A 24,309-nucleotide genomic window follows, 5' to 3' on the forward strand; every position below is an offset into this window, starting at 1 on the left:
CTGTTCTATCCTAGTTATTTAATAAAAGCGTTCGGATCAATAATAAGTGCTACTTGACCATCACCAAGAATGGTTGCGCCAGATATTCCTTGTACATCAGGCAAATATTTACCCAGATTCTTAATCACAACCTCGTTCTGGCCAATAAAATCCTGTACTGCTAAGGCAACTAATCTTTCTCCCTTGCGCACCACTACGATTTCTGTTTCTTCTTCGGTACTCTCATCATAATCTGGTACTGAAAAGAGACGACTTAGCGAAACCAGAGGAATATGCGAATCACGGAATTCTACCATTTTATTGCCATGGATTGTACGGATCTGAGATTGCTTCACGATTCCGGTTTCCACTATAGAGGTCAAAGGAATGGCATACTTCTCGGAACCTAATCGGATAAGCATTGCAGCAATGATTGATAGAGTTAAAGGCAGCTGCACTGAGAAATTTGTTCCTTTACCTGGAGCAGAATAAATCGTTACATTGCCGCCTAAAGAAGAAATCTTAGATTTCACTACATCCAGCCCTACCCCGCGGCCTGAAACATCAGAAATGACCTCTGCTGTACTGAAGCCTGGGGCAAATAACAACTGAAAAGCTTCATCGTCCGACATACTGGCTGCCTGCTCTTGTGTTATAACACCCTTCTTCACAGCAGATTTCAGAACCTTCTCTGGATAAATCCCTGTTCCATCTTCTTCGATCTCAATGAAGACGTGATTACCACTGTGGAAAGCCCGCAAATAGACCGTTCCGGTCTCAGGTTTACCAGCAGCAACACGATCCGCAATGGATTCGATACCATGGTCAACTGCATTACGCAATAAATGCACCAGCGGATCCCCGATTTCGTCAATGACCGTTCGGTCCAGCTCAGTTTCTGCTCCCGTGATGATAAGATCTACTTTTTTGTCTAGTGACTTGGCTAGATCACGAATCATACGTGGGAATCGGTTAAATACTGTATCTACTGGAACCATCCGCAGCTTCATTACAATATTCTGGAGATCTCCGCTTACCCGGCCCATATGCTCAACCGTTTCTGTAAGATCACCATTTTGAACCTCAGAAGCCAGCTGTTCCAATCGGACACGGTCGATAAGAAGTTCACTGAATAAATTCATCAACACGTCCAAACGTTCAATATCTACACGAATGGTACGTGATGGTGCCCCACCTGTTTTGTGAGCTGCCGGTTTGTTTCCTTCTTCTTTGGTTGGCAGGGGTTTAGCGGCAGAAGCGGCAGGTGTAGCTGCTGCTGGAGCCTCAGTAGTCGTGGCAGCCACTTCAGAGGCTGCTGCTGTTTCTTGACCCAGCTGTTGCAGAGAGTCTTGATCCAATGCTACTGCCGATACCTTATCAATCTCAGACAGATTTAGTATCATAGCCTGAATTTGATCAGCACTTTTTTGAGTTATGTAATAGAGAGAGAAGCTTTGATCAAATTTCTCTTGTTCAATATCCTGAACGGATGGGAAGGATTTAACCACTTCACCTGAACGCTCCAAAAGATCAAACACCATATATGCACGTACTGCCTTAAGCTGACAATCCTTGCGAATGGTTACGTCCACATATAATACTTGATGTCCTTCTTGAATCGACTGTTCTAGAACAGAAAATTGAAACTCATCTAAATGAATCGGGGTTTCAACCGCTTGTGCAGCAGGTCCTGAGACAGAAGCTGCCTCACCACCCGCAACAGGAATCTCTCCCCGGACTATAGCCTGTAAGGAGGAGACGATAGACGAAACATCCGCTTTACCCTCGCCTCCTCCCGTAATATCCTCAACCATAGACTCCAAGGCATCCAAACTTTTGAACAACGTATCAAAAATGAAATCCTGCATGCGCAGTTTGTTGTTGCGTACCAAATCAAGAACATTTTCCATTTGGTGTGTGAGTGAAGCCAAATCTTCAAAGCCCATAGTTGCTGCCATACCTTTTAAGGTATGCGCAGAGCGGAATATTACCTGTACAATACTAATGTCCTCAGGATTCGCTTCCAGCCCCATCATGCTCTCGTTCAATGACTGCAGATGATCGTTCGACTCATCAATAAACATGGATAAATATTGGTTCATGTCCATCAGTGAGCACCTCCCCTTTGAGTTCGCTTTTCTGTTATTTAACAGCTTGCACCAGCCTTGGAGCAATTTCTTGCAAAGGCAGTACGTGCTGGACGCACTGTAATTCCACCGCAGATCGCGGCATTCCATATACGACACAAGTTTCTTCGCTTTCAGCAAAGGTTGAGGTTACCCCAGAGTCGTATAAGGATTTCATCATTCTTGCCCCATCACTACCCATCCCTGTCATTAGTAACAAATGACGTTCTAACGATGTGAGCGGCAGCAATGATTCAAATAAAACATCCACAGAAGGTCGATGGCCATTACGTGCCTCCTCCTTTGTGAGTACAACCGCATATTGCCCTCTAGAGGATGGGACAACTTGTAAATGATAGCCTCCAGGTGCTATATAAGCAGTTCCTTTTTGCAATATCATCCCCTGCTCAGCTTCAATCACTTCTAGCGGGCTGAAGGTATTCAGTCGCTGGGCTAGTGATTTGGTAAAGTTAGGCGGCATATGCTGCACAATAACAATAGGCGCTGGAAAATCCGCAGGAATCTTCTCCAGAAATACCTTTAGAGCACGTGGTCCACCTGTAGAGCACCCCACGGCAACCAACTTTTGCAGATCATTACTCCCATACTTCCGGACCTGAGGATTTGCAGGAGCGTCAGAAGACACTTCCACTTTAGGTTTAAGCAACGGTTTTGGTGGGGTAGCGTTATTCTCTACTCTTGACCTTGCATTACTCTTTTCTGATAAAGGTGGTGGAGTAGAGATTAATGGTTTTGCTGCTCTTTTAGGAACAGTATGATCTAACGGCTGCTTCACCCGCGGTTTTTTGGTCACTTCATTTTTGAGTGAAGCTTTAGGTTCTACCTTGGGTTTGCCGGGCATCACTCTCGGTACAGTTGGCGGTGCGACTTCTACTGGCGGTATGTCTGGCAACTTAAATGCAGAAGCACGTGCTTCGCGCTGCTCCCGGGCCATCATAGCCTCTTTCATTTGTTCCCTTAAGGATTCTCCTACTCCCATGATATCCTGAGAGTTGGTAATCGAAGGTTTACGAATAAAGTCAAAAGCGCCCCATTCCAGTGCAAGAATGGTTTCCTTCATGCCCTCTTCATTGATCCCTGACAGCATAATCACTGGCAGAGGGTCTGAGGCCATTATTATTTTCAGCGCTTCCAGGCCGTTCATTTCTGGCATTTCTACATCCATAGTAACCAGATCTGGACGAAGCTCATTGATTTTTTCGATAGCCTCACGACCGTTTTTTGCTGTTGCCGTCACCTGAAAGTCAGCGTCATTTTCAATTAAATCGGAAATGATCTTGCGCATAAATGCCGAATCATCAACAACCAATACTTTATATGGCTTCATATCATTTCCACCTCTGTCCCAAATTCAGAACAACTATTTACTTCGCTTTAACCATTTATGGATAAAGCCTTTAATCCCTTGGACTTTTGTGGTCTTTTTAGAATCAATGGTCAAATAACTTAGGGCAAGCCGATGTATATCCTTTGCAGCAATACTGTTTGGAAAAGCCAATGTGAATGGCGTTTGCCTTTTGACAGCCTGCACTACATGGGCATCTGAGCTTATATGACCAAGATAAGAAATATCTAATTGCAAAAAACGACTGGCGGCCATTCGGATCTTGTCGCTTGTCGCTATGGCTTCCCTTTCATCACCTGCCTGGTTCACAATCAATTTAAAGGAAGTCTCAGGATAGGAACGATTCACAACCTTCATTAATGCGTATGCATCTGTGATAGCTGTTGGTTCTGGTGTAGTAACGACTAAGCAATCGTCGGCAGAAGTTATAAACTTCATCGTTTCCTTAGATAATCCAGCACCTGTATCGAACAAAATATAATCCATGCTGTCCGCGATAAGTGCTATCTGATTTGTGAAATAATCAAGATCAGACTCTGAAAGAGTAAATAGCTCATCCATTCCAGAGCCACCTGCTATAAAAGGGAGCGAATTCGGACCGTATTGAATAATCTGCTCGATATCCGCTTCTCTTTTTAACAAATGATAAAGATTATATCTCGCCGATACGCCCATCAACACATCTATATTAGCCATGCCGATATCTGCATCGAACAGCAAAACCCGTTTGCCCATAGCTTTTAAAGTTAGAGCGAAGTTAAGTGTAAAATTCGACTTACCAACGCCCCCTTTACCACTACACACCGTAATGATCCTGGCGGATGATCCCCCTCTTACAGCTACTTTAGAATCCTGACTGGATACAAGCTGTCTTAAGGATTGTGCCTGATCCATCATGTTTCACCTGTTCCAAGAAGCAACTCACTAAGCTGTCCTTTGGTAGCCATAAGCAGATCATCAGGTACATTTTGACCATCGGTCATATAAGACAAGGTAAGTGGGAAGTCATTCAGGACATTAAAGAGCGGGCCGTAACTCCCCGTCTCATCCAGCTTTGTGAAAATAACCTTGTCCAGTCTATATCTGCCGAAATGCTCTGCAATAAGTTTCATATCTCGGCTTTTGGAGGTTAGGCTAAGCACAAGATAGGTTTCACTTCTCAATTCCTTCGCAAGCAAGCTTTGCAGTTCTGCTACTAGCATATCATTGCGATAATTTCGGCCAGCTGTATCCATTAATACTAGATCACAACTCTCCAAGCGAAAGAGTGCTCTTTGCAAATCTCCTGGCGATTGGACAACCTCCAGTGGGACATTGAGGATAGCAGCATAGGTTCGCAACTGTTCAACAGCTGAGATTCTATACGTATCGGAGGTGATAAATCCTACCTTGCGTCCGTGCTTAAATAGCTGTTCTGCCGCAAGCTTAGCTATGGTTGTGGTCTTTCCAACTCCAGTGGGTCCGGCAATATATACAATTTGAGTATCCCGGGCAATTCCATCAGCAATTCGTCCCGTCAGGAAACCATCAATCTGTTCTTTAAGAGATCCCATAAATTTCTCTGGTCCCCAAGTACGCCCTTCATCTACCCAACGTTCCGAGATGTTACTGATCCATTCCTCAACAAGCACAGCATCCATTTCTTGCTCTAATAAAAAATCCCGTAGCTCCTGCAGACTGTCTGGCAGTTCTCTTCCACCTGAGGATTGTCTGGCAATTCGCTCCATCCAGAGCTTCATATCTCTAATCTCACGTAGAACATCATTTTCGAGAGCAGTGGCAACCTCTGGCGATTGTTCTAATCCTAATGATTCATACAACGCTGATACAGAAGGTGCATCTTCCAGATTTAATTCAGGAAGTTTTTGCTCAGGTACTGGCTCCGGATGCTTGGCTATCGATTCTTGTACATTGATAGCTTCCGATAAGGCTGCGGCAATCTCAGCAAACGTCCGTGACTCTTCTGGCTTTTCTAATGAAACAGAAGGTACGGAAGGTATAGAAGATGTAGTTGAAGCAGATGACGCTTTTTGATAAGCCTGTGGTACTGCACTCCGTGGAATGTTCATCGCTGGCGCAGCCGGCTTTTTTGGAACATTATTCTTCTCTGCCTTTTCTACTGCAGCTACAACTTCTATTTTTTTCTTCTTAAATAACCCTAAAAATCCGCCGATTTTGATTTCCTTTGTACTTAAAATGACGGCCTCGCTCCCAAGCTCGTTGCGAATGGAAAGCATGGCGTCAGGCATCGAATCGACCACGTAACGCTTCACTCTCATAAATTCACCACTCCGACGCTTTGTATTTCAATGTTAGGCTCTAGCTCGCTATAAGACAGTACAGGAATGTCCTGCATCGTTCGTTCAATCACCTGCCGCAAATACATACGAATGGTTGGTGATGTGAGCACTATTGGCTGTTGCCCTGTCTGCAGCAATCGATTGATCTGTTCACTTAACCGCTGATAGATCGTTTGTGTCGAAGTTGGATCAAGGGCCAAATAACTTCCCTGTTCAGATTGCTGCACACTCTCGGAAATTTTCTTTTCAAGATTAGGTCCAACTGTGATGACTTTCAGTGTCTCTCCTACTTGTGAGAATTGCTGAGTAATCTGTCTGGACAAGGACTGACGAACATATTCAGTGAGAATATCCGGATCCTTGGTGTATGTCCCATAATCCGCCAATGTCTCAAAAATCGTAACCAAATCTCTGATCGATATCTTTTCACGAAGCAGCTTAGCAAGAACCTTCTGCACATCCCCAATCGCCAATACGGAAGGAATAAGATCGTCGACGAGCACTGGATAATTATCCCTAAGGTTGTCCACCAGCATCTTAGTTTCTTGTCTTCCTATCAGCTCATGTCCATGACGTTTGATTAACTCCGTCAGATGTGTTGCGACAACAGATGGAGGGTCTACTACAGTATAGCCGGACAATTCAGCCCGCTCTTTAACCGATTCATCAATCCATAATGCTGGAAGCCCAAAGGATGGTTCGATGGTCTCAATACCGTTTATAGATTCATCATCATATCCTGGACTCATTGCAAGGTAATGATTAAGTAATAATTCACCACCGCCGACTGTATTTCCTTTAATTTTTATGACATATTCATTCGGTTTTAGTTGAATATTGTCGCGAATGCGAATAACAGGTACTACAAGACCCATTTCTAGGGCACATTGCCGTCGAATCATGATGATACGATCTAACAGATCGCCTCCCTGACCTGTATCCGCCAAAGGAATAAGACCATAACCAAACTCGAATTCAATGGGATCAACTGACAGCAAATTAATGACACTTTCCGGACTTCGTACCTCTTCAATCTGCTTCTCTTCAACAAGTTGCTCTTCGGCAATCTGTTTCTTATTTAAATTTTGTCCCATACGGTAGGCTGCAAAAGCCAGCAATCCGGCCAATGGGAGCGTTGTAATCATATGTATGGGTGTAAAGAGTCCAAGAAAAGCTACCGTAACTGCGACAATATACAACAATTTCGGATAGGACAACAACTGTCCTGTCAGCTCTTCTGCAAGATTACCTTCCGAAGAAGCTCTAGTAACAATCAAGCCGGCTGCTGTCGAAATCAGCAAAGCTGGAATTTGACTGACGAGACCGTCCCCGATGGTTAATACAGAATAAGTGGATAACGCAGTAGCAAAGTCCATCCCGTGAACCATCATACCGATGATAAATCCACCGATGAGGTTGATCAGCAAGATGATAATACTCGCAATCGCGTCTCCTTTAACGAATTTACTCGCACCGTCCATGGCTCCGAAAAAATCCGCTTCGCGTTCTACGTTACGACGACGCTCACGTGCCTGGGTTTCGTTAATCATGCCTGCGTTAAGATCGGCATCAATACTCATTTGCTTACCGGGCATCGCATCCAAGGTAAATCTAGCGCCTACCTCAGCTACGCGCTCTGAACCTTTGGTGATAACAATAAACTGAACTACTACCAGGATCAGAAACACGATAAACCCAACAGCAATTTGTCCGCCAGCGATCCAGCTACCGAAAGTAGATACCACTGAACCGGCATCTCCGTAAGTCAGGATCAGTTTTGTAGTCGAGATGTTAAGTGACAGACGAAACAGTGTGGTTACTAGGAGCAATGAAGGGAAAATTGAAAATTCGAGTGCATTTTTCGTATTCATAGCAACCAGAATGATAATTAATGCGATTGAGATGTTAATAACAAGCAAAACGTCCAATAGCCAGGACGGGATAGGCAGAATCATCATAAGCACGATCCCGATGATGCCTAGCAAAACTGTTAAATCTTTAGCTTTCAATGTCCTAACCCCCCGCCTTATCTCCTCTTACCTTTAAGCTTATATACATATGCCAGCACTTCAGCCACAGCCTGGAACAGATCATTTGGAACGACATCTCCAATCTCTGCCCTTTGGAATAATGCCCGTGCCAGCGGTTTGTTTTCCATAGTCACGACGCCGTGCTCTTTAGCCAGCTCCCGGATGCGAAGTGCTACATAATCCTGCCCTTTTGCTATAATCTGCGGTGCTTCCATCTTGGTACCGTCATATTTAAGCGCAACAGCAAAGTGCGTAGGATTCGTAATGATTACATCCGCATTTGGAACTTCCTGCATCATACGCTGCATGGCCATTCTACGTTGGCGTTCCCTGATCTTACCTTTGATTAGAGGGTCACCCTCCATTTTTTTGTATTCATCCTTGATATCCTGCTTGGACATTTTTAGGCTTTTTTCATGCTCGTATTTCTGATACATGTAGTCCAGAAAAGCCATAACCAATAGGGCAGCCCCGATTTTCAAACCAAGACTCATCGTCAGCTTGGCCGCAAATTTAAAAATCCCCTCCGCACTGATATGCGACAGGGATGCAAAGTTCTTCTTTTCTCCCCATAAAGTGCTATATACCAGATAAGCGATAATTAGAAGCTTAAATATGGATTTCAGGAACTCGACAAACGAACGCATGGAGAAAATATTTTTGAACCCTTTTATCGGATTAATCTTGCTGAATTTAGGGGTGATCCCCTCTCCTGTGGTCATAAATCCCACCTGCGCCAAATTGCTTACCAGCGCCATAACAAAAACTATTCCAAGTAATGGAGCTAGCAAAATCAGTATTTGTAGTCCATATTGATTAAATAGCAGCGTTATATTCTCAGGAGTAACCTCCAGTGTCATTTGATTCTGAAATACGTCCATATATAGCTTCATGAAACGCTCTTTCATAAAACCACCAAACATCATCAAGCTAACTATTGCGGATAACAATACAACTGCACCGGATAGCTCAGCACTTTTGGCTACTTGACCCTTCTTACGAGCATCTTGCCGTTTCTTCGGGGTTGCTTTTTCCGTCTTTTCACCGGCGAATTGTTGAAGATCCAGTCTATACCGCTTCGTCTTAGGCATAATACGCTCCCCTTACGGTCACCTACGGACTCTTCCCCATGAGACTCAATAAATTCTCCATGGATTCGAACATGATATCGAAGAGATTCTGAAACAGCACAGCCAGACCAGGCATGAGCACTAAAAGCAGTGCAAGACCTATAATGATTTTGAGCGGAACCCCAATAACAAATACATTATATTGTGGAGCCGTTCTCGCCAAGAAAGCAAGGCCAACATCAGTCAGAAACAGCGCAGTTACTAAAGGAGCCGACATTTGAAAAGCGAGTACAAAGGACTGCACAAATGTTCGAACCAGAAACTCTGATAAACTACCGTCAATCATGCCTAGAAATAAATCATTATTCATAGGAACCCATTTATAACTGTACACAATAGCATCTAGCAGATGGTGATGACCATTCATGCTCAGAAACATTAGCAGGGCAATCATATATTTGAAATTACCGATAACAGGTGCAGACGTTCCAGTCATAGGATCAATGACATTAGCAATACCGAAGCCAATCTGAATATCTATAAACGAACCTGCTGTCTGAATCGCCATAAACATCAAATATCCAATGAAACCTAGCAATAAACCTATTAATACCTCTCTGGCAATCAGCAAAATATAACTGAAATCCTGCGGGATTGTAAGTCCTGTTCCGTTAGCACTAAAGACAACCAATGCTACAAAAAAAGAAATGCCAATCTTAAAGGTTGTCGGGACCCCTTGTGAAGAAAATACAGGAACGACAACAAAAAAAGCGGTTATTCGACAAAAAATAAGCAAAAAGACGGGTAAACTTTGCAGTATGGTCTCCATGTTCATTGTTTAACCAATATACATGTAGAGATTACCTAAAATTTGGCTTGTAAAGTCAATCAGCTTCGTGACGATCCACGGACCAAATAGCAATAAAGCCAGTAGCACTGCGACGATTTTGGGAACAAACGCTAGCGTCTGTTCCTGAATCTGTGTCGTAGCCTGAAAAATACTGATTATTAGTCCTACCACCAGACCAAGAATCAGCATGGGTGCGCTGACTTCCAGCACTAAATATACGGCTTGGCTTGCTAGCCCGATTATAAACTCCGTACTCATCCCTCATGCCTCCTCTTTAGGTCAGGTGTTAAAACTAAGAAGTAGTGATTTAATGACTAAGTACCAGCCGTCTACCAGTACAAAGAGCATTATTTTAAAAGGTAATGAAATCATAACCGGGGGAAGCATCATCATCCCCATGGCCATCAGTGTGCTCGCCACAACAATATCAATAATCAGGAATGGTATGAAAATTAAGAAGCCCATTGTAAAAGCTTTTTTCAATTCACCAATTGCGAAAGCTGGCACCATCACCGTCAGTGGAATATCACTGTATGTAGCTGGCTTAGTAGATCCGGTATAACCGGTGTATTTCATAAATAACAGAAGATCTTTGGTGTTCGTCTGTTTGAACATAAATTCTTTCATCGGATCAGCAGCTTTATCGAAAGCCTCGGTCTGGGTAATTGTCCCCTTCATATACGGCTGCAACGCGTTTTCATTCACTGTGGCCAGCGTTGGTGACATAATGAACAGGGTCAGAAACAGAGCAAGTCCTACCAGCACCTGGTTCGGAGGCATATTCTGAGTACCCAGCGAGGTTCTCACAAAACCTAATACGATTACAATTCTAGTAAAGCTAGTCATAAGAACCAGAAACGCCGGAGCAATACTCAGAACCGTAACAAGAAGAAGAATTGATATGGAACTGGTACCACTGCTTGAACCTTCATTACCGACCTGAATATTAACATTAGGTATAGGATCAGCATGTATCGGCGTCATCATAACCACACTGATAATACCGAACAGCAGAATAGCAAGAATTAGCTTCTTTTTCATATATTCCTCGACTCATCCTTAGTAACATCATCCCGAAGCAGCTCTTCCATTTTCTCTTTACGCTCTGGTGCAGAACGAAGCTTGGATTGCAAAGTCTCGTAAAAAGATGATGTTTCACTAAGTTCAATTTCCTGAGATGGAACCTCCCCACGCAGCTTTACCTTTACCTTGGCAATAAGCGGTGCGAGGAAATTATTCTGGTTAGAGGACTGATCCTCAAATGCCGCAATGATCAATGCTACCTCATCCGGATCGGTGACTTTATCCAAAATGGATATATTCTCACCAATCCCGATTAAGTAAAGACTGCTTCCCAGTTCGATAACCTGCATCGACTTATTAGGTCCAAGCCCTATTGCACCAAGCGTTCTTATGGAACGGTTGCTCATAAAGGTCTGATTACGTCGTCCAAGAAAACGAATTAGTACCACTATAAGTACAATGATTATCGCCAGGACAATAATAACTTTAAACAAATTCAGCAGGGTGTTACTGCTTCCGAGCGTTTCGGAATATAACATGACTTTATCCTACGCGCCCAACGTTTTGTTAATAGCTTCGATAACCCGGTCAGCTTGGAAAGGCTTCACGATAAAGTCTTTAGCTCCTGCTTGGATTGCATCGATAACCATAGCCTGCTGGCCCATGGCTGAACACATAATAACCTTTGCAGCCGGATCTACTTTTTTGATTTCTTTCAGGGCGGCGATTCCGTCCATCTCAGGCATAGTAATATCCATCGTGATGAGGTCCGGACGCAGTTCCTTGAATTTTTCTATCGCTTGAGAACCGTCCTGAGCTTCGCCCACTACTTCAAATCCGTTTTTCGACAAAATGTCACGGATCATCATTCTCATAAATGCTGCATCGTCCACGATTAGAATTCGGTTAGCCATTTTTACAAAATCCTCCCTAAGTATGCTTATTGTAATTTCTGAATTCGGTCCCACTGGCTGACGATATCCGTAACGCGTACGCCAAAGTTTTCGTCGATAACAACGACTTCACCTTTGGCAATAAGCTTGTTGTTAACCAAAATATCTACAGGCTCACCTGCGAGCTTGTCCAGCTCAATAATTGAGCCTTGTGACATTTCTAAAATATCTTTGATCTGCTTCTGGGTCCTTCCTAATTCTACGGTTACTCTAAGCGGTATGTCCATCAATAAATTTAAATTATTTTCATCAATATGACCAAAGGCCCCACCATTCAGATTTGCAAATTGCACAGGCTGTACATTTACATTGCGATTTGCCTCAGAATTAAGCGGTGGTGTCTGTCCATATGGCATCCCTTGCGGTGGCATACCGTATGGTGGCATCCCAGGCATTCCGTATGCTGGCATACCCGCTGGAGGATAATAATACCCGCCTTCTGGCATCCCTGGATACGGTGGCATACCCTGCGGTGGATATGGTGGTTGCGTTCCTCCTGCGGGCTGTGAGGGCGCCTGTTGCACCGGAGGTGCTGGAGGTGGTGTCTCAGCAGAATTAGTCACGGCAGGTGTTTCAGCCATTGTGACCGCTGCCTCCTCCTCTGCAGGACTAACATCACCAAGAAGCATGGATACCATATCTTTTGCGAACTGAACAGGCAAGAGCTGCATAATAGTAGAATCTATCAAATCACCAATTTTAAGCCGGAACGAAATACGAATTAGGGTCTCATCGTCTGGCAGACTGCCTACTCCTTCTCCGCTGGACATATTCAAAATGTCGATACCCGGAGGCGAGATATTAACAAAACGATTAAAAATCGTAGACATTGATGTAGCAGAAGAACCCATCATTTGATTCATAGCTTCTTGCACAGCGCTAATATGAATTTCATTCAACTCTTCATCCTTAGGTTCGCCAGCACCGCCAAGCATCAGATCGGCAATAACCTGCGCATCCCTAATCTTAATAACAAGTGAGTTAATCCCTTGAAACCCATCCACATATTGAACGTGAACAGCTACATGCGGTTTAGGAAAAGCAATTTCAAACTCCCCGCGTGTAATGATCGAAACTTGAGGGGTTGTAATATCTACTTTTTTCCCTAGTAAAGTGGAAAGTGCTGTTGCTGCACTGCCAAACGTTATATTACCAATTTCGCCCAAAGCATCCTGTTCAAACGGTGTTAGATAGTCATCTACCGTTTTCTCCGTAGGAGCTAATGAGCCCTCCGCAGATTGTCTCAGAAGGGCGTCGATTTCTTCTTGGGATAAATAATCTTTACTCGTCAAATTCTTCAACTCCTTCATTGACAATTTCGTCTATTTGCACGGCTACCCGATCTTTAACCATTCCGGGACTTCCGATGAACTTAAGCTTCTCCCCTACCTTAATCGACAGTCCAGAATCTACGTTTTTATTGAGAGAAATCACGTCACCGACGCTAAGCCCTAGGAATTCAGATATGGATAAGCTCGATTCTCCAAGTTCAGCAACAATCGGCAGCTTCGCTTTATGAACTCTAGCTCTAATGGCCAGAAGCTCATCTTCATCCCGCGTCTTCTTCTCTGTCACAAACCATTGGTGAACAGAAAGTCTGGACATGATAGGCTCTAGAACGACATGCGGTATACAAAGATTGATCATGCCTGTTGTGTCTCCAATTTTGGTACTTAGAGAGATTAATGCAATGGTCTCATTGGGCGATACAATCTGCATGAACTGCGGGTTCGTCTCAAGAGCTTCCATCCGCGGATGAATATCCAGCACCGTTTTCCAAGCCTCCTGCAGACTCTCAAAACATCTACTAAAGATGCGCTCCATAATTGTTGTTTCGATCTCAGTAAGAGCATTAATCTTAGAAGGTGCAGTTCCAAAGCCTCCAAGCAACCTGTCCAGCATAGCAAAAGCAATGTTAGGATGAACTTCCATTACCATGCGGCCCTCTAAAGGTTCTGCTTCAAAAATGTTCAATATCGTCATTTTCGGTATGGAGCGAATAAATTCATCATAAGGGAGCTGCTCTACTTGAACGACATTAATCTGAACGAAGGTGCGCAATTGGGCTGAAAAATACGTTGTAAGATAACGGGCGAAATTGTCATGTATCCGTGTAAGACTGCGGATATGATCTTTGGAAAAGCGGACAGCCCGTTTAAAGTCATAAGAGCGGATTTTCTTCTGAGTTTCTTCCTTTTTAAGTTCATCGGCGTCCATCTCACCTGAAGAAAGTGCAGCAAGTAGAGCATCAATTTCGTTTTGTGATAGTACATCAACCAATTCAATCACCCCCCCATCAAAGAATTATCAGGAATAAAGCTACACAGAAGCCAAAAGGAATTTGGTGATTTCGATCTGAGTAATTTGGCCCTCAGTCAATGTCTTATTGATCAGATTAATAAGCTTACTGCTAAGCTGATCTTTTCCATTCGCTCCATTAAGGTCCTCAGGTTTGGTATCTGCAAGCGTCTTGATAATTATTGGTTTGATTTTGATCTCTTTTATTTTTTCGAATTCTTCCTTTGATTTCGCAGAACTCAGTTGGAAGGCGAAATCTACTTGAAGGATAAAATCGGGATCAGCAAGATTTGTTTTGATATCAATGATCTCTGCCGTCAATTCGACGATTTCATCTGCAGTTAAATGTTTTGTTTCCACATTTTGAACAGCAGCACTTACCTCGTTCGTATCTTTCGGAAAGATCCTGTCCATTAGTAAAAATGCGGCGACCACTATCAGAGTAATCGCTAGTAATATCGTGATGAGCCACGGCATCATCTTTTTCATGTTAGCTCCTCCATTGACTGGATTTTAATGGTGGCAGCATATGTGCCTATGTCCCTGTTATAATCCCGGATCTTCGTAATAACCTCATCGGCTTTTTCGAGAACGATCAGTCTTTTTCCGGTTACGAGCGTAATATATGTATCCGGGCTTTCTTCTACCATTTCGACCAGTAGGGCATTGATCCACATCGGTGTTCCATTTAATCTTGTTACCGATATCATAACAGGCCTCCTAACAAAATAGGGGGAGGAGTAACTCCCCCACGACTCCGCATGAACCATTTAAGAAAATATAGAATTTATTGATTAAATTAACGCTTCAGGTTTACTACTTCCTGCAGCACTTCATCAGAAGTTGTGATGATACGGGAATTCGCCTGGAATCCACGCTGTGATACGATCATTTCTGTAAATTCATTGGTAAGATCCACATTGGACATTTCCAGCTGTCCAGAGATGATTGCCCCGGTGCCATCTTCTGTATTGTTCGCTGTAGTCGGAACTAGTTCGCCTTCTGCATTCGCATTAAGTGTCATACGATACAGATTGCCTCCGATTTTCTCCAGACCAGATGGGTTAGTAACCTTGGCTACACCAATCTTTACCCCAGCTTCAGTCGTTCCATCCGCCATGGTCTGTACAATTGTTCCATCATTAGAGATAGAAAACGCCGTTACATCGTCACCTAATTGAATGAGCCCGCCGTCGGAATCTAAAACATGAAGTCCGTCAGCAGTAACAAGATTACGTGCAGCGTCAATGTGGAAATCTCCGGCGCGGGTCAAAAACGCAGTTTCTTGATCCTCAGTAAGCTTAACCAGGAAAAAACCATCTCCATCGATACGTAAATCTGTTGGGTTGTTGGTGGTTTGAGCACTGCCAGCCAAATGTAGGGTATCTATAGAAGCAATACTAACACCTAGTCCAACTTGTTTCGCATTTACCCCACCTTGACCATCCTCACCCGGTGCAGTAACACCAGAAACGGTTTGGCTCATAATATCCTTGAACATAACACGTCCGGATTTAAATCCGATAGTGTTTACATTAGCAATATTATTACCGATTACATCAAGCTTAGTTTGAAAGCCTCTCATTCCTGAAACCCCTGAATACATTGATCTTAACATGTTTAATGTCCTCCCAGATTATAGAGTCCTAATAACTTTCCAAGTGAATTGGGACCGCGTCAGTCGGTCAGCGGCCGCCTCGGCTTTCCGTTAGGACCAGCCTATTATGAAATCACTATTGCACTATCGATTTGTGTAAATACATTATCTTTGATCGAGTTACCATCCATAGCAGTAACTACTGTGCGATTAGGAACGCTAACGATAAACGCCAAATCCTTCATTAATATCAAGGATTCTTTACTTCCCTTAGCAGCAGCTTTGTCCACAGCAGATGAAATTTGATCCAGCTGACCGCTTCCAAGCTCTATCCCTCTTTGTTCTAGGCGCTTAGCAGCATGATTGCTGAATTTTAATAGTTTCTGTTGCAGTAAACTCTCAAAAGAAGCTTCCCCCGCCACAGACTGCTTAGGCAGCGAAGATCGTTGTAACGTTGTAGAATGCAGGGACGTAGGATACAGTTGGCCTATAGTAAGCCTGTCACTCATATGCTCGCCCCGCTTCCTCCGCTATTCTCCGGAGTATTACTATCTGTACCAGAACCGCTTTCTGCTGTTGCTGCGGCATTCTGAATTTGTGTAATATCGGTTAAAGCAATTCTGTCTTTTCCCACAACCGCATATTGAATACCATTGCTAACAACGATAGATTCAACATTACCTGTCTTAGGCAGCTTTGTGGCGGAGTCTGTCCAAGTAATATCTTTACCAATCAACCCGGATACAGATCCAAGGGACTGATTCATAGCATTAAGCTGAGTAGAGATATTCATCAATTGCTCCACGGATGTAAACTGGGCCATTTGCGCAATAAATTCTTTATCTTCCATCGGTTGCATCGGATCTTGATTTTGCAGCTGAGTAATCAAAATCTTCAAAAACTGATCCTTACCTAAAGTAGAATTACCCGTTGTCCGTGCACTAGAGTCGGGAGTTGTATAATTCCACTGATCTTTAGTAGAGACCGGAACTGTTGTCGCCATAACCACTCACCTCTCTTTCCTTTGTTATTAAAGTTAAGCCTTAGCAGAAAAAGATCCACCTTGGGACTGATCTTCTTGTCCCGCATTTGAAACCCAGTCCTTCCATTCACCATTCAGCTCTGCGGCTAGAACAGCATCACTGGCTTCCTCTCTGCTTTCTTTGGAACGTCTACCCTGCTGTCCACTTCCGGAATTAGGTTGGCGTCCTTCCTGCCCCCATTGCGAATTGAGTGGGGTATTATTTTGCGTAACTTCCAGCTTCTCCACTTGAAGACCTTGAGATTGCAATGCAGCGCGAAGCTGGTTCATTTGTTGTTCCAGCATATCTTTAGCGCCGGTATGTTCAGTCATGAACTGGGCAACTAAATGACCATTTTGCATGGTGATCTTAACATCAACTTGTCCGAGATTTTCTGGAAAAAGGGATATAGTCGCTTCAGCGATCCCACCTTTTTGCACAATCTCTAATTTGCCTGTAATGAAACCTGTCATTTCCTGAGCAAATTGCTGAACCGGAACAGGTGCTGCTGGCACTTCAGCCTTCAGCGGTGCTGTAATTCCTCCGCGCAGAGATAACTGCCCCGCAGTAACAACCTCATGATCCCCTTCGTTAGCTGTAATTCCTAGCGTGGAATCTTGAGCAGATTCTGTTGTCTTCGTTTCCCCGGTTACGCCTGTCTTGATTAACGGCGTGTTCGCAGTCTCTGCTTCAGCTTCTTGCACAGTTCCTGATATCACAGGCGAGCTTACAACCGTATCATTTTTCACTACAACAGCTTCTCCGGAACGACTGCTCACATTCTGAATTGTTTTATCCGTTGGGTTATTTTTGCTTTCAGTAATAACGGGCTGTTGTAAAGAAGAATCAGAATTAATACTCACATTGCTGGTCTTTCCCTTCCCCTTATTAGTGTTAGAGGAGGACTCTTCTAAAAGCGCTGTGAAATTATTCAATAAACTGATTCCCTTAGTTGCAACTTCCTCATTGCCACTTACTGCAGCTTCTTGAATCATAGAAACTAAACTCTGCAAGTCATCTTGAACTGCAAATCTTAATGTATCAGCATTCTGTGCCAATGGTGACAAGCTTCCAGCCACTTCTGCTTCCGTTGTAGTAGTACCATTCTCTGCAGCATGGCTTCCAGATAGAAGTGCAGATACCTGAAGAATCCAAGCTTGCAAGGCTACCAACAGAGCTGGATCACTACTGATACTTTCATCCAGCTTCTCAACATCAGCAGCAAGTTTTTCAAGGAGCTCACCCTTCTGAGCGTCTTGCCCTGCTTGCTCTTCTCCAGTCGGCTGCACTTCCTTTAACAGGCCTTGCAGCAAAGAAGCTAGATTTCCCAATAGGGGTTCAGCTGGAGTCGACGGGGTGTTGGCATTGCCTCCCATGGTTTGTACCAGGGTTTGAGCAAATGGTGCACTCGTCGTTGTTGTGCCCGTTGTAGTCGATGAACTCCCATTTACTGCAGTTGCGTTTGCACTCACAAGCGATTGAACGACTAAACTCATTTATTTTTCACCTCCTTTCCCTATCTATTTAGCACCCATCAGACGATTAACAATTTTCGCAGTTTGCGCGCTATCATTTTTAGTCATTTCTCCCAAAATAGATGAACGAACACTATCACTTACGGTATTCATAATCGTCACGACTTTATCAGGGCTAATCTTGTACATTTCTCCTAGTAACGATGCTGCATTAGCAGGAGTCATTGAGCTGAAGGTCTGATTCAACTTTTCCTTATCCAAATTTTTACTGGTTGTTGCTGTTGCTGTTGTGCCGGCATCTTTCTTCAATCTAGATTGAAGGGCTGCGATCGCCATGTCACTCGAAGATGTGGTTTCTTTTAACTTAATCGTTACATCTGCAGCCTTTTGCGGATCCATTTTTTCCAAAATTGCAGTTTTACTCGCTTTATTCATGACACTGAAGATCTGTACCATTTCTTCTGTAGTTAAATTCTCCATGATCGGTGCAGCCTTCGAAGCTTTCATGCCCGCATACAGCTTAGCCAAATCAGAAACCTGTTTCTGATAAGGATCTTCAGTTTCTTCTGTGCTTGCCTCTGCGGTTTCAGCTTCCTTCTTCATACCTTCAATCTGTGACTCTAGCGCCTGAACCTTGGTATCCTGGGCTGTTTTTTCATCTGTAACCTTCTTCAGGTTTTCTTCCTGCTGGGCGAGCTGAGCTTTAAGCTCCTTAATCGTTGTCGCTGAGCTCACTTCCTGCTTTTTGCTTTCTTCCTTCGGTTTAGAAGGATCTGCAGGCGGATCAGGAACCCATTTTTCCAGGATAGGAATTTTATTCGCAACTTCAAGCACATTATTACGAATGTCCATATTAAAAAGCGTCAACAGTACTCCAAGCAGTACTAGCGTGAAGATAATCGGTATCATTAAGAATAAGAACCGCTCAAATTTCCCCGCTGACCCTTCATTTTCAAGTTCCATATCATTATCAATATTAGCCACTAGCGGAAACCTCCCGGGTTAGAGGGATTTCATCGCGAAGCGGACGGTTGCCATCTCATCCAGTTCGTTTTGTTCCCGTAAAATCATACTTTGCTGAAACAGTGTCTCAGCCTTGTCTTTTGCCTTCAACCATACTTTTTCATCTAAAACCTTAGTGCTTAACTGATCTTGTTTCTTCTGGACTTCTTGATGTGCACGGCTAATGTCCGTATGCTTACGGGCAATGCATTTATCCAGATATTCCACATACTCCTGCATTTCACGAATCTTAATCATAGGTGTCTTTTGCTCTGCGGCATTTTGTAAGGATAGCATGATAGCACTCCGCTGAAAGATGAGTTCATCCAGGCTTCTTTCCTGTGCCTGCAATTCTCCAAGCGCGCTTGAGAGCATCCATTCTGCCTGTGTCTTCTCATTGCCCTTCAAGTCAACGACTTTTTGAAAAGTATAATGAAACCTCATAATACCGAATCAACTCCTTGAGAACTGTGAAATTAAAGACTGTTGAACTTCAGCCAGCGTAACTTTTTCATTCACCTTTTGTTTGGTGAAATCCCAAATACTGTCGATAAATTCCATCGACTCGTCAATTTGAGCATTAGAGCCTCTTTGATAAGCTCCAATATTAATCAAATCCTCTGAATCCTTATAAACGGCCATAAGGCGTTTCACATTCTCCGCTGCTGCAATCTGTTCTTCTGGAGCAATATCCTTCATTACTCGACTTATGCTGGAAAGAACATCTATTGCTGGAAAGTGTCCTTTGTTAGCAATATTTCGATTGAGTACAATATGTCCGTCAAGTATTCCTCTTACTGCATCTGCGATCGGCTCGTTCATGTCATCACCATCAACCAGTACCGTATAGAAGGCTGTTATAGAGCCTGTAGGACCTGTACCGGCACGTTCCAGCAGTTTGGGTAAGCTGGCAAACACCGAAGGTGTATATCCCCGCATGGCTGGCGGCTCTCCAACTGCAAGTCCAACTTCACGTTGGGCCATGGCATAACGGGTGACCGAATCCATCATCAGCATTACATTAAGTCCACGATCGCGGAAATACTCGGCAATCGTTGTAGCGATAAGCGCACCTTTTATGCGAATCAATGCAGGTTGGTCAGAGGTAGCAACAATTACTACGGATCGCTGCAAGCCCTCTGGTCCTAAATCACGTTCGATGAAATCCAATACTTCTCTGCCACGCTCACCAATCAGAGCAATAACATTTACGTCGGCCGATGTATTCCGGGCAATCATCCCCATCAAAGTACTCTTGCCGACCCCCGAGCCAGCAAAAATACCGACCCGCTGTCCCTTGCCAATCGTTAGCAAACCGTCAATCGCTCTCACACCAATACTGATGGGTTCCTGCACCCGCGGTCTATTAAGTGGATTGGAAGGAATATTAAAGGTAGAGCTATGTGGCATTCGTGCTGGAATGAGAGAGCCATCAAGCGGCTGCCCCAGACCATCCAGTACTTTTCCTAACAATTCAGAACCTACTTGCACGCTAAGCGGCTTACCAGTGCCCACTACATCACAACCAGGTCCAATCGCCTGCAGTTCACCAAGTGGCATCAATAGTACCTTGTTATCACGGAAACCAACGACCTCAGCTTGCAGCGGTTTGTTTCCTTTAGAAGGGTAGATGTAGCATACATCACCTATACTTGCGTCAGGACCTTCCGATTCAACCATTAGACCGATTACCTGCGTCACTTTCCCATTGATCCTCACCGGATCGAGATTACGAAGTTGCTCCTTATAACGGTTGCTATTAAGCATCGTCTTCCCCATTTCTCTGCTCATCGGTGTCCAGCGCAATTCTTACCAGCTCTTTCTTGATCTCTGCGAGCTGAGTGTCGATTCGAGCATCAATGCTGCCAAAGGAAGAGCGGATAACACATCCTTGGTCTTTTACCGTTGAGTCGGGCAAGATTTGCAGTTCAGCCTGTGAATCAACAGCTAGTGATAATTCTTCCCGAGCAGCATTCACAAAAGCGAATTGCGCTGGGGATACACAAAGTGAGATCAAACCCTGTTCTCGCTTACGAGCCAGATTTTTGCGAATTAAGTCCATTGCGAATTGTGGTTCTACCGTTAACTGCTTGTCCACAATTTTCTCTGCAATATCACAGCTTAACTCTACTAAAAAAGGCTCCGCTTCCTGAATAATCACTTCTCTTGCTTTATACGCCTCAGTCAAAACAGCACGCGCTTCTTCCATCATCTCTGCAATCTTATGCTTCATCTCTTCCTCAGCCTGAGAAACACCTTCCTCATAACCTTGCTGATGAGCTTCAGCTTTGATAGCTTCGATCAGATGTTCATCCTGCTCACGCCGTTGTTTCCACCACTCTTCAGCCTCCGCTTTCGAGGACTCTACAATCTGTTCCGCTTCAAGAGATGCATTCCGAACCTGCTCTTCAGCAAAATCCTGAGCGTCCTTAAGCATTTGCTTACGCGTCTCTTCTGCCTCTTCACGTGCGGGATCATGATAGTCAGTCTCGCTTAAAGTCTCCTCGGGAACGGGCTCCTCAGTTAGGCCCGCATATTGCCGGGCCTGTTCCAGTCTCTTAAAGACATCAACCGGAACATACTGGGAGTGTTTGATCAGCTTAGACAATGATGTCATCTCCTCCGCCACGAGCGATGATAATTTCACCAGACTCTTCGAGTCTGCGGATCGTGCCTACAATACGAGTCTGTGCTTCTTCAACATCACGCAGCCGCACAGGACCCATGTATTCCATTTCTTCTCGGAACGTTTCTGCCATACGCTTGGACATATTTCTGAAAATAACATCCCGTACTTCTTCGCTGGCAACCTTGAGTGCAAGCTGTAAATCCGCATTATCGATATCACGAACAATGCGCTGTATTGAACGATTGTCCACATTAACAATATCTTCGAATACGAACATCCGTTTTTTGATCTCTTCGGCAAGCTCTGGATCTTGAATTTCGAGAGAATCCAGAATCGTACGTTCTGTCCCCCGGTCAACCCCATTCAAGATTTGTACAATTGATTCGATACCACCAGCATTTGTATAATCCTGGGTTACTGTAGCGGAAAGCTTCTGCTCCAGCACACGTTCAATTTGCGTAATTACCTCTGGAGAGGTACTGTCCATCACAGCAATTCTTCTCGCCACCTCTGCCTGCTTCTCTTGAGGAAGTGAGGAAAGGATTGCAGCAGCTTGTTCAAATTGCAGATAAGACAATACAAGTGCAATAGTCTGTACATTTTCATTCTGGATAAAGTTGAGAATCTGATTAGGATCCGCTTTTCGTGCAAAATCAAAAGGTCTTACTTGCAATGTTGCAGTCAGACGATTAATGACCTCCATTGCTTTTGTTGACCCAAGCGCTTTCTCCAGAATTTCTTTAGCGTAGTTAATACCGCCTTGTGATATATATTCCTGGGCGAGGCATATCTGATGGAATTCAGACATGATCGACTCTTTTTCACCGCTGTCCACTTTGCGAACATTAGCAATTTCAAGAGTCAGCTGTTCAATCTCCTCGTCTCTTAAATGTTTGAAAATTTGCGCCGATACCTCGGGCCCTAGTGTGATAAGCAGGATCGCAGCTTTTTGACGGCCACTAAGTCCCTGCTGGCTAGCCTTTGCCATTAGTTCACCTCTGTTCGTCTGCAAGCCATGTACGCAGCAGATTTACGAATTCGTCTGGCTTCTTCTTGGCCAAACTTTCCAATTGCTTACGAACTTGACTTTCATTCGTCACGCTCTCCAAGTTAATAGAAGGAAATTCAGTAGGAACCTGCAATGGAATGTCTTCATCTTCCTCTTCCACAGTCTGTTTACGACTCCGGTAGATTAGATATCCTCCACCTGCTCCAACCAGCAATGCTGCTGCTCCGATAGCCCATATCATCCAAGAAGCGAGACCACCTTTAACGGTGTTGGCATCGGTGCCACCAAATTGTTGCGAGTAGACCGAAACCTTTTTGGTCAAATCAGCGTCTGTATATGTAGTACCTGAATCTGCAAGAGAAGCGCGAACAATATTCACCAAAATATTTTGAATTGCAGCTGATGTTGCATCATCTAAACTTTTTTCTCCTGAAGGTGGTTCAACTGCAACATTTATGGTTAAGTCTTTAACAGTATACGGACTAGCAATAACATCTTTAGTAATTCGGTTAACTTCGAAGTTCCTCGTTTCCGAAGATTCCTCCGAGGTAGAAGTATCCGCACCCGCATTAGAAGGATAGCCCGTAACATCTTGAGAACCAGTGCCAGCCACTCCGCCAGTCGTGTTACCTTGACCCGAATACGAATTACTAATTATTTGTGAACTGATCTCAATCCCCTTCATGTTCTCTGTATCCACAGGGGTAACAAGATCTTCCTTCCGGTTTTCCTTGTCAAAGTTCAACTTTGAGAACACAAGAACATCCACTTTATCAGGACCGGTAAGAGTGCTAAGGAATTGTTTCACATTTTTCTTTACTTCTTCTTCGAATTTCTTCTGAAGAGCGAAGTTTTCTTCAACTTGGTTTGTGACACCAGCCTGTCCACCTTTAGCTGTTGGCATTAATTCAATTTCATTATTTGCAATAGTAATGTTGTCAATTGGTAAATTAGGCACAGCAGTTTTCACAAGATTGAAATACCCGTCAATATTGTCTTGGGTAGGTCTAAATCCTGGATCAAATGAAAGCACAACGGATGCAGACGCCTGCTCCTGATCAGCCTGTGAGGCAAAAACTGTCTCTTTAGGCAAATTAATCAGCACTTTTGCATCTTTAATCCCTTGCATACGTCTCATTAACTGTTCAACTTCACCGTTTAATGCATTATTGTACTTCACGTTAAACTCGCTATCTGTTGTACCTATCATTGACGAATTTTCGTCAAAGACTTTATATCCGATAGAGCCACCTTGAACAATCCCCTGAGAACCGATATCCACCTTGACCCGAGCTGCTTCTGTACTTGGTACAGAAATACTCTTTCCATCTTGACTTAATCGGTATGAAACACCTGCTGAATCTAAGGCTTTCATTACTCCAGCCGAATCCGTACTGTCCAAATCTTGAAATGCTACTTCATATTCTGTTTTTGAAAGCTGCATGGTCATAACTACGATTATTATTAGAATGATAAACAATGTTGAAAAGAATAAACTCTTCTGTTTACCACTAAATCTGTTCCAATACAAGAGAACCTTCTCCCGATATTGGGCAAATCTTTCATTCACAGTGTCACCC

The 24,309-nt window shown here is 43.8% G+C and carries 25 protein-coding genes; all 25 read right to left on the reverse strand.

Annotated features, from left to right (window positions below):
• Positions 1–14: 14 nt before the first annotated feature.
• Positions 15–2,087: a chemotaxis protein CheA gene (locus MHB37_RS19530; RefSeq protein WP_076304473.1), complete on the reverse strand. Its 2,073-nt coding sequence runs from the start codon at positions 2,085–2,087 to the stop codon at positions 15–17.
• Positions 2,088–2,121: 34 nt separating this feature from the next.
• Positions 2,122–3,453, reverse strand: coding sequence for a chemotaxis response regulator protein-glutamate methylesterase (locus tag MHB37_RS19535; RefSeq protein WP_405168386.1), 1,332 nt, complete (start codon positions 3,451–3,453; stop codon positions 2,122–2,124).
• Between the two features lie 33 nt (positions 3,454–3,486).
• On the reverse strand, positions 3,487–4,368 hold the full coding sequence (locus MHB37_RS19540) for a MinD/ParA family protein (RefSeq protein WP_076276206.1): 882 nt from the start codon (positions 4,366–4,368) through the stop codon (positions 3,487–3,489).
• Positions 4,365–5,750, reverse strand: coding sequence for a flagellar biosynthesis protein FlhF (flhF, locus tag MHB37_RS19545; protein ID WP_405168387.1), 1,386 nt, complete (start codon positions 5,748–5,750; stop codon positions 4,365–4,367). The genes MHB37_RS19540 and flhF overlap by 4 nt, the downstream gene beginning before the upstream one ends.
• Positions 5,747–7,780 (reverse strand): flagellar biosynthesis protein FlhA, encoded by a 2,034-nt coding sequence (gene flhA / locus MHB37_RS19550; protein WP_036688509.1) that lies wholly within the window; start codon positions 7,778–7,780, stop codon positions 5,747–5,749. Before flhA ends, flhF begins: the two co-directional genes overlap by 4 nt.
• A 17-nt stretch (positions 7,781–7,797) precedes the next feature.
• Positions 7,798–8,892, reverse strand: coding sequence for a flagellar biosynthesis protein FlhB (flhB, locus tag MHB37_RS19555; RefSeq protein ID WP_076281607.1), 1,095 nt, complete (start codon positions 8,890–8,892; stop codon positions 7,798–7,800).
• Positions 8,893–8,914: 22 nt separating this feature from the next.
• Positions 8,915–9,700, reverse strand: a complete 786-nt coding sequence (gene fliR / locus MHB37_RS19560; protein ID WP_076220245.1) for a flagellar biosynthetic protein FliR — start codon at positions 9,698–9,700, stop codon at positions 8,915–8,917.
• Between the two features lie 9 nt (positions 9,701–9,709).
• Positions 9,710–9,979 (reverse strand): flagellar biosynthesis protein FliQ, encoded by a 270-nt coding sequence (fliQ, locus tag MHB37_RS19565; RefSeq protein ID WP_076220246.1) that lies wholly within the window; start codon positions 9,977–9,979, stop codon positions 9,710–9,712.
• A gap of 21 nt (positions 9,980–10,000) precedes the next feature.
• The gene (gene fliP, locus MHB37_RS19570) at positions 10,001–10,762 is read right to left on the reverse strand and encodes a flagellar type III secretion system pore protein FliP (protein WP_076220247.1); all 762 of its coding nucleotides are present in this window, start codon (positions 10,760–10,762) and stop codon (positions 10,001–10,003) included.
• Positions 10,759–11,283 (reverse strand): flagellar biosynthetic protein FliO, encoded by a 525-nt coding sequence (locus MHB37_RS19575; RefSeq protein WP_036688521.1) that lies wholly within the window; start codon positions 11,281–11,283, stop codon positions 10,759–10,761. The genes fliP and MHB37_RS19575 overlap by 4 nt, the downstream gene beginning before the upstream one ends.
• 9 nt (positions 11,284–11,292) lie before the next feature.
• On the reverse strand, positions 11,293–11,658 hold the full coding sequence (locus MHB37_RS19580) for a response regulator (protein ID WP_076127811.1): 366 nt from the start codon (positions 11,656–11,658) through the stop codon (positions 11,293–11,295).
• 26 nt (positions 11,659–11,684) lie between these two features.
• Positions 11,685–12,989, reverse strand: a complete 1,305-nt coding sequence (fliY, locus tag MHB37_RS19585) for a flagellar motor switch phosphatase FliY (RefSeq protein ID WP_076182668.1) — start codon at positions 12,987–12,989, stop codon at positions 11,685–11,687.
• The gene (fliM, locus tag MHB37_RS19590; protein ID WP_405168388.1) at positions 12,979–13,977 is read right to left on the reverse strand and encodes a flagellar motor switch protein FliM; all 999 of its coding nucleotides are present in this window, start codon (positions 13,975–13,977) and stop codon (positions 12,979–12,981) included. The genes fliY and fliM overlap by 11 nt, the downstream gene beginning before the upstream one ends.
• 39 nt (positions 13,978–14,016) lie before the next feature.
• On the reverse strand, positions 14,017–14,484 hold the full coding sequence (locus MHB37_RS19595; protein ID WP_076100380.1) for a flagellar basal body-associated FliL family protein: 468 nt from the start codon (positions 14,482–14,484) through the stop codon (positions 14,017–14,019).
• Entirely contained in the window at positions 14,481–14,705 is a 225-nt protein-coding gene (locus MHB37_RS19600; protein WP_036688535.1) for a flagellar FlbD family protein, read from the reverse strand. The genes MHB37_RS19595 and MHB37_RS19600 overlap by 4 nt, the downstream gene beginning before the upstream one ends.
• Before the next feature lie 89 nt (positions 14,706–14,794).
• Positions 14,795–15,613, reverse strand: coding sequence for a flagellar basal body rod protein FlgG (gene flgG, locus MHB37_RS19605; protein ID WP_076127808.1), 819 nt, complete (start codon positions 15,611–15,613; stop codon positions 14,795–14,797).
• Positions 15,614–15,717: 104 nt separating this feature from the next.
• A complete protein-coding gene (locus MHB37_RS19610; protein ID WP_405168389.1) occupies positions 15,718–16,101 on the reverse strand; it encodes a TIGR02530 family flagellar biosynthesis protein in 384 nt (127 codons plus the stop codon).
• Entirely contained in the window at positions 16,098–16,595 is a 498-nt protein-coding gene (locus MHB37_RS19615; RefSeq protein WP_405168390.1) for a flagellar hook capping FlgD N-terminal domain-containing protein, read from the reverse strand. Before MHB37_RS19615 ends, MHB37_RS19610 begins: the two co-directional genes overlap by 4 nt.
• 33 nt (positions 16,596–16,628) lie before the next feature.
• Complete coding sequence (locus MHB37_RS19620; RefSeq protein ID WP_076279612.1) at positions 16,629–18,110, reverse strand: flagellar hook-length control protein FliK; 1,482 nt, start codon at positions 18,108–18,110, stop codon at positions 16,629–16,631.
• Between the two features lie 24 nt (positions 18,111–18,134).
• Positions 18,135–19,052: a MotE family protein gene (locus MHB37_RS19625; protein WP_076127908.1), complete on the reverse strand. Its 918-nt coding sequence runs from the start codon at positions 19,050–19,052 to the stop codon at positions 18,135–18,137.
• Between the two features lie 39 nt (positions 19,053–19,091).
• On the reverse strand, positions 19,092–19,535 hold the full coding sequence (gene fliJ / locus MHB37_RS19630) for a flagellar export protein FliJ (RefSeq protein ID WP_036688544.1): 444 nt from the start codon (positions 19,533–19,535) through the stop codon (positions 19,092–19,094).
• Positions 19,536–19,544: 9 nt separating this feature from the next.
• A complete protein-coding gene (gene fliI, locus MHB37_RS19635; RefSeq protein WP_036688546.1) occupies positions 19,545–20,858 on the reverse strand; it encodes a flagellar protein export ATPase FliI in 1,314 nt (437 codons plus the stop codon).
• Positions 20,851–21,699 carry a FliH/SctL family protein gene (locus MHB37_RS19640; protein WP_036688548.1) on the reverse strand — a complete coding sequence of 283 codons (849 nt, stop codon included), beginning with the start codon at positions 21,697–21,699 and terminating at the stop codon, positions 20,851–20,853. The genes fliI and MHB37_RS19640 overlap by 8 nt, the downstream gene beginning before the upstream one ends.
• Positions 21,692–22,708, reverse strand: coding sequence for a flagellar motor switch protein FliG (gene fliG / locus MHB37_RS19645; protein WP_036688550.1), 1,017 nt, complete (start codon positions 22,706–22,708; stop codon positions 21,692–21,694). Before fliG ends, MHB37_RS19640 begins: the two co-directional genes overlap by 8 nt.
• Positions 22,709–22,712: 4 nt before the next feature.
• Complete coding sequence (fliF, locus tag MHB37_RS19650; RefSeq protein WP_405168391.1) at positions 22,713–24,299, reverse strand: flagellar basal-body MS-ring/collar protein FliF; 1,587 nt, start codon at positions 24,297–24,299, stop codon at positions 22,713–22,715.
• Positions 24,300–24,309 lie beyond the last annotated feature (10 nt).

Origin of the sequence: Paenibacillus sp. FSL H3-0286, assembly GCF_045040705.1 — a bacterium.
GTDB lineage: Bacteria > Bacillota > Bacilli > Paenibacillales > Paenibacillaceae > Paenibacillus_AQ > Paenibacillus_AQ odorifer.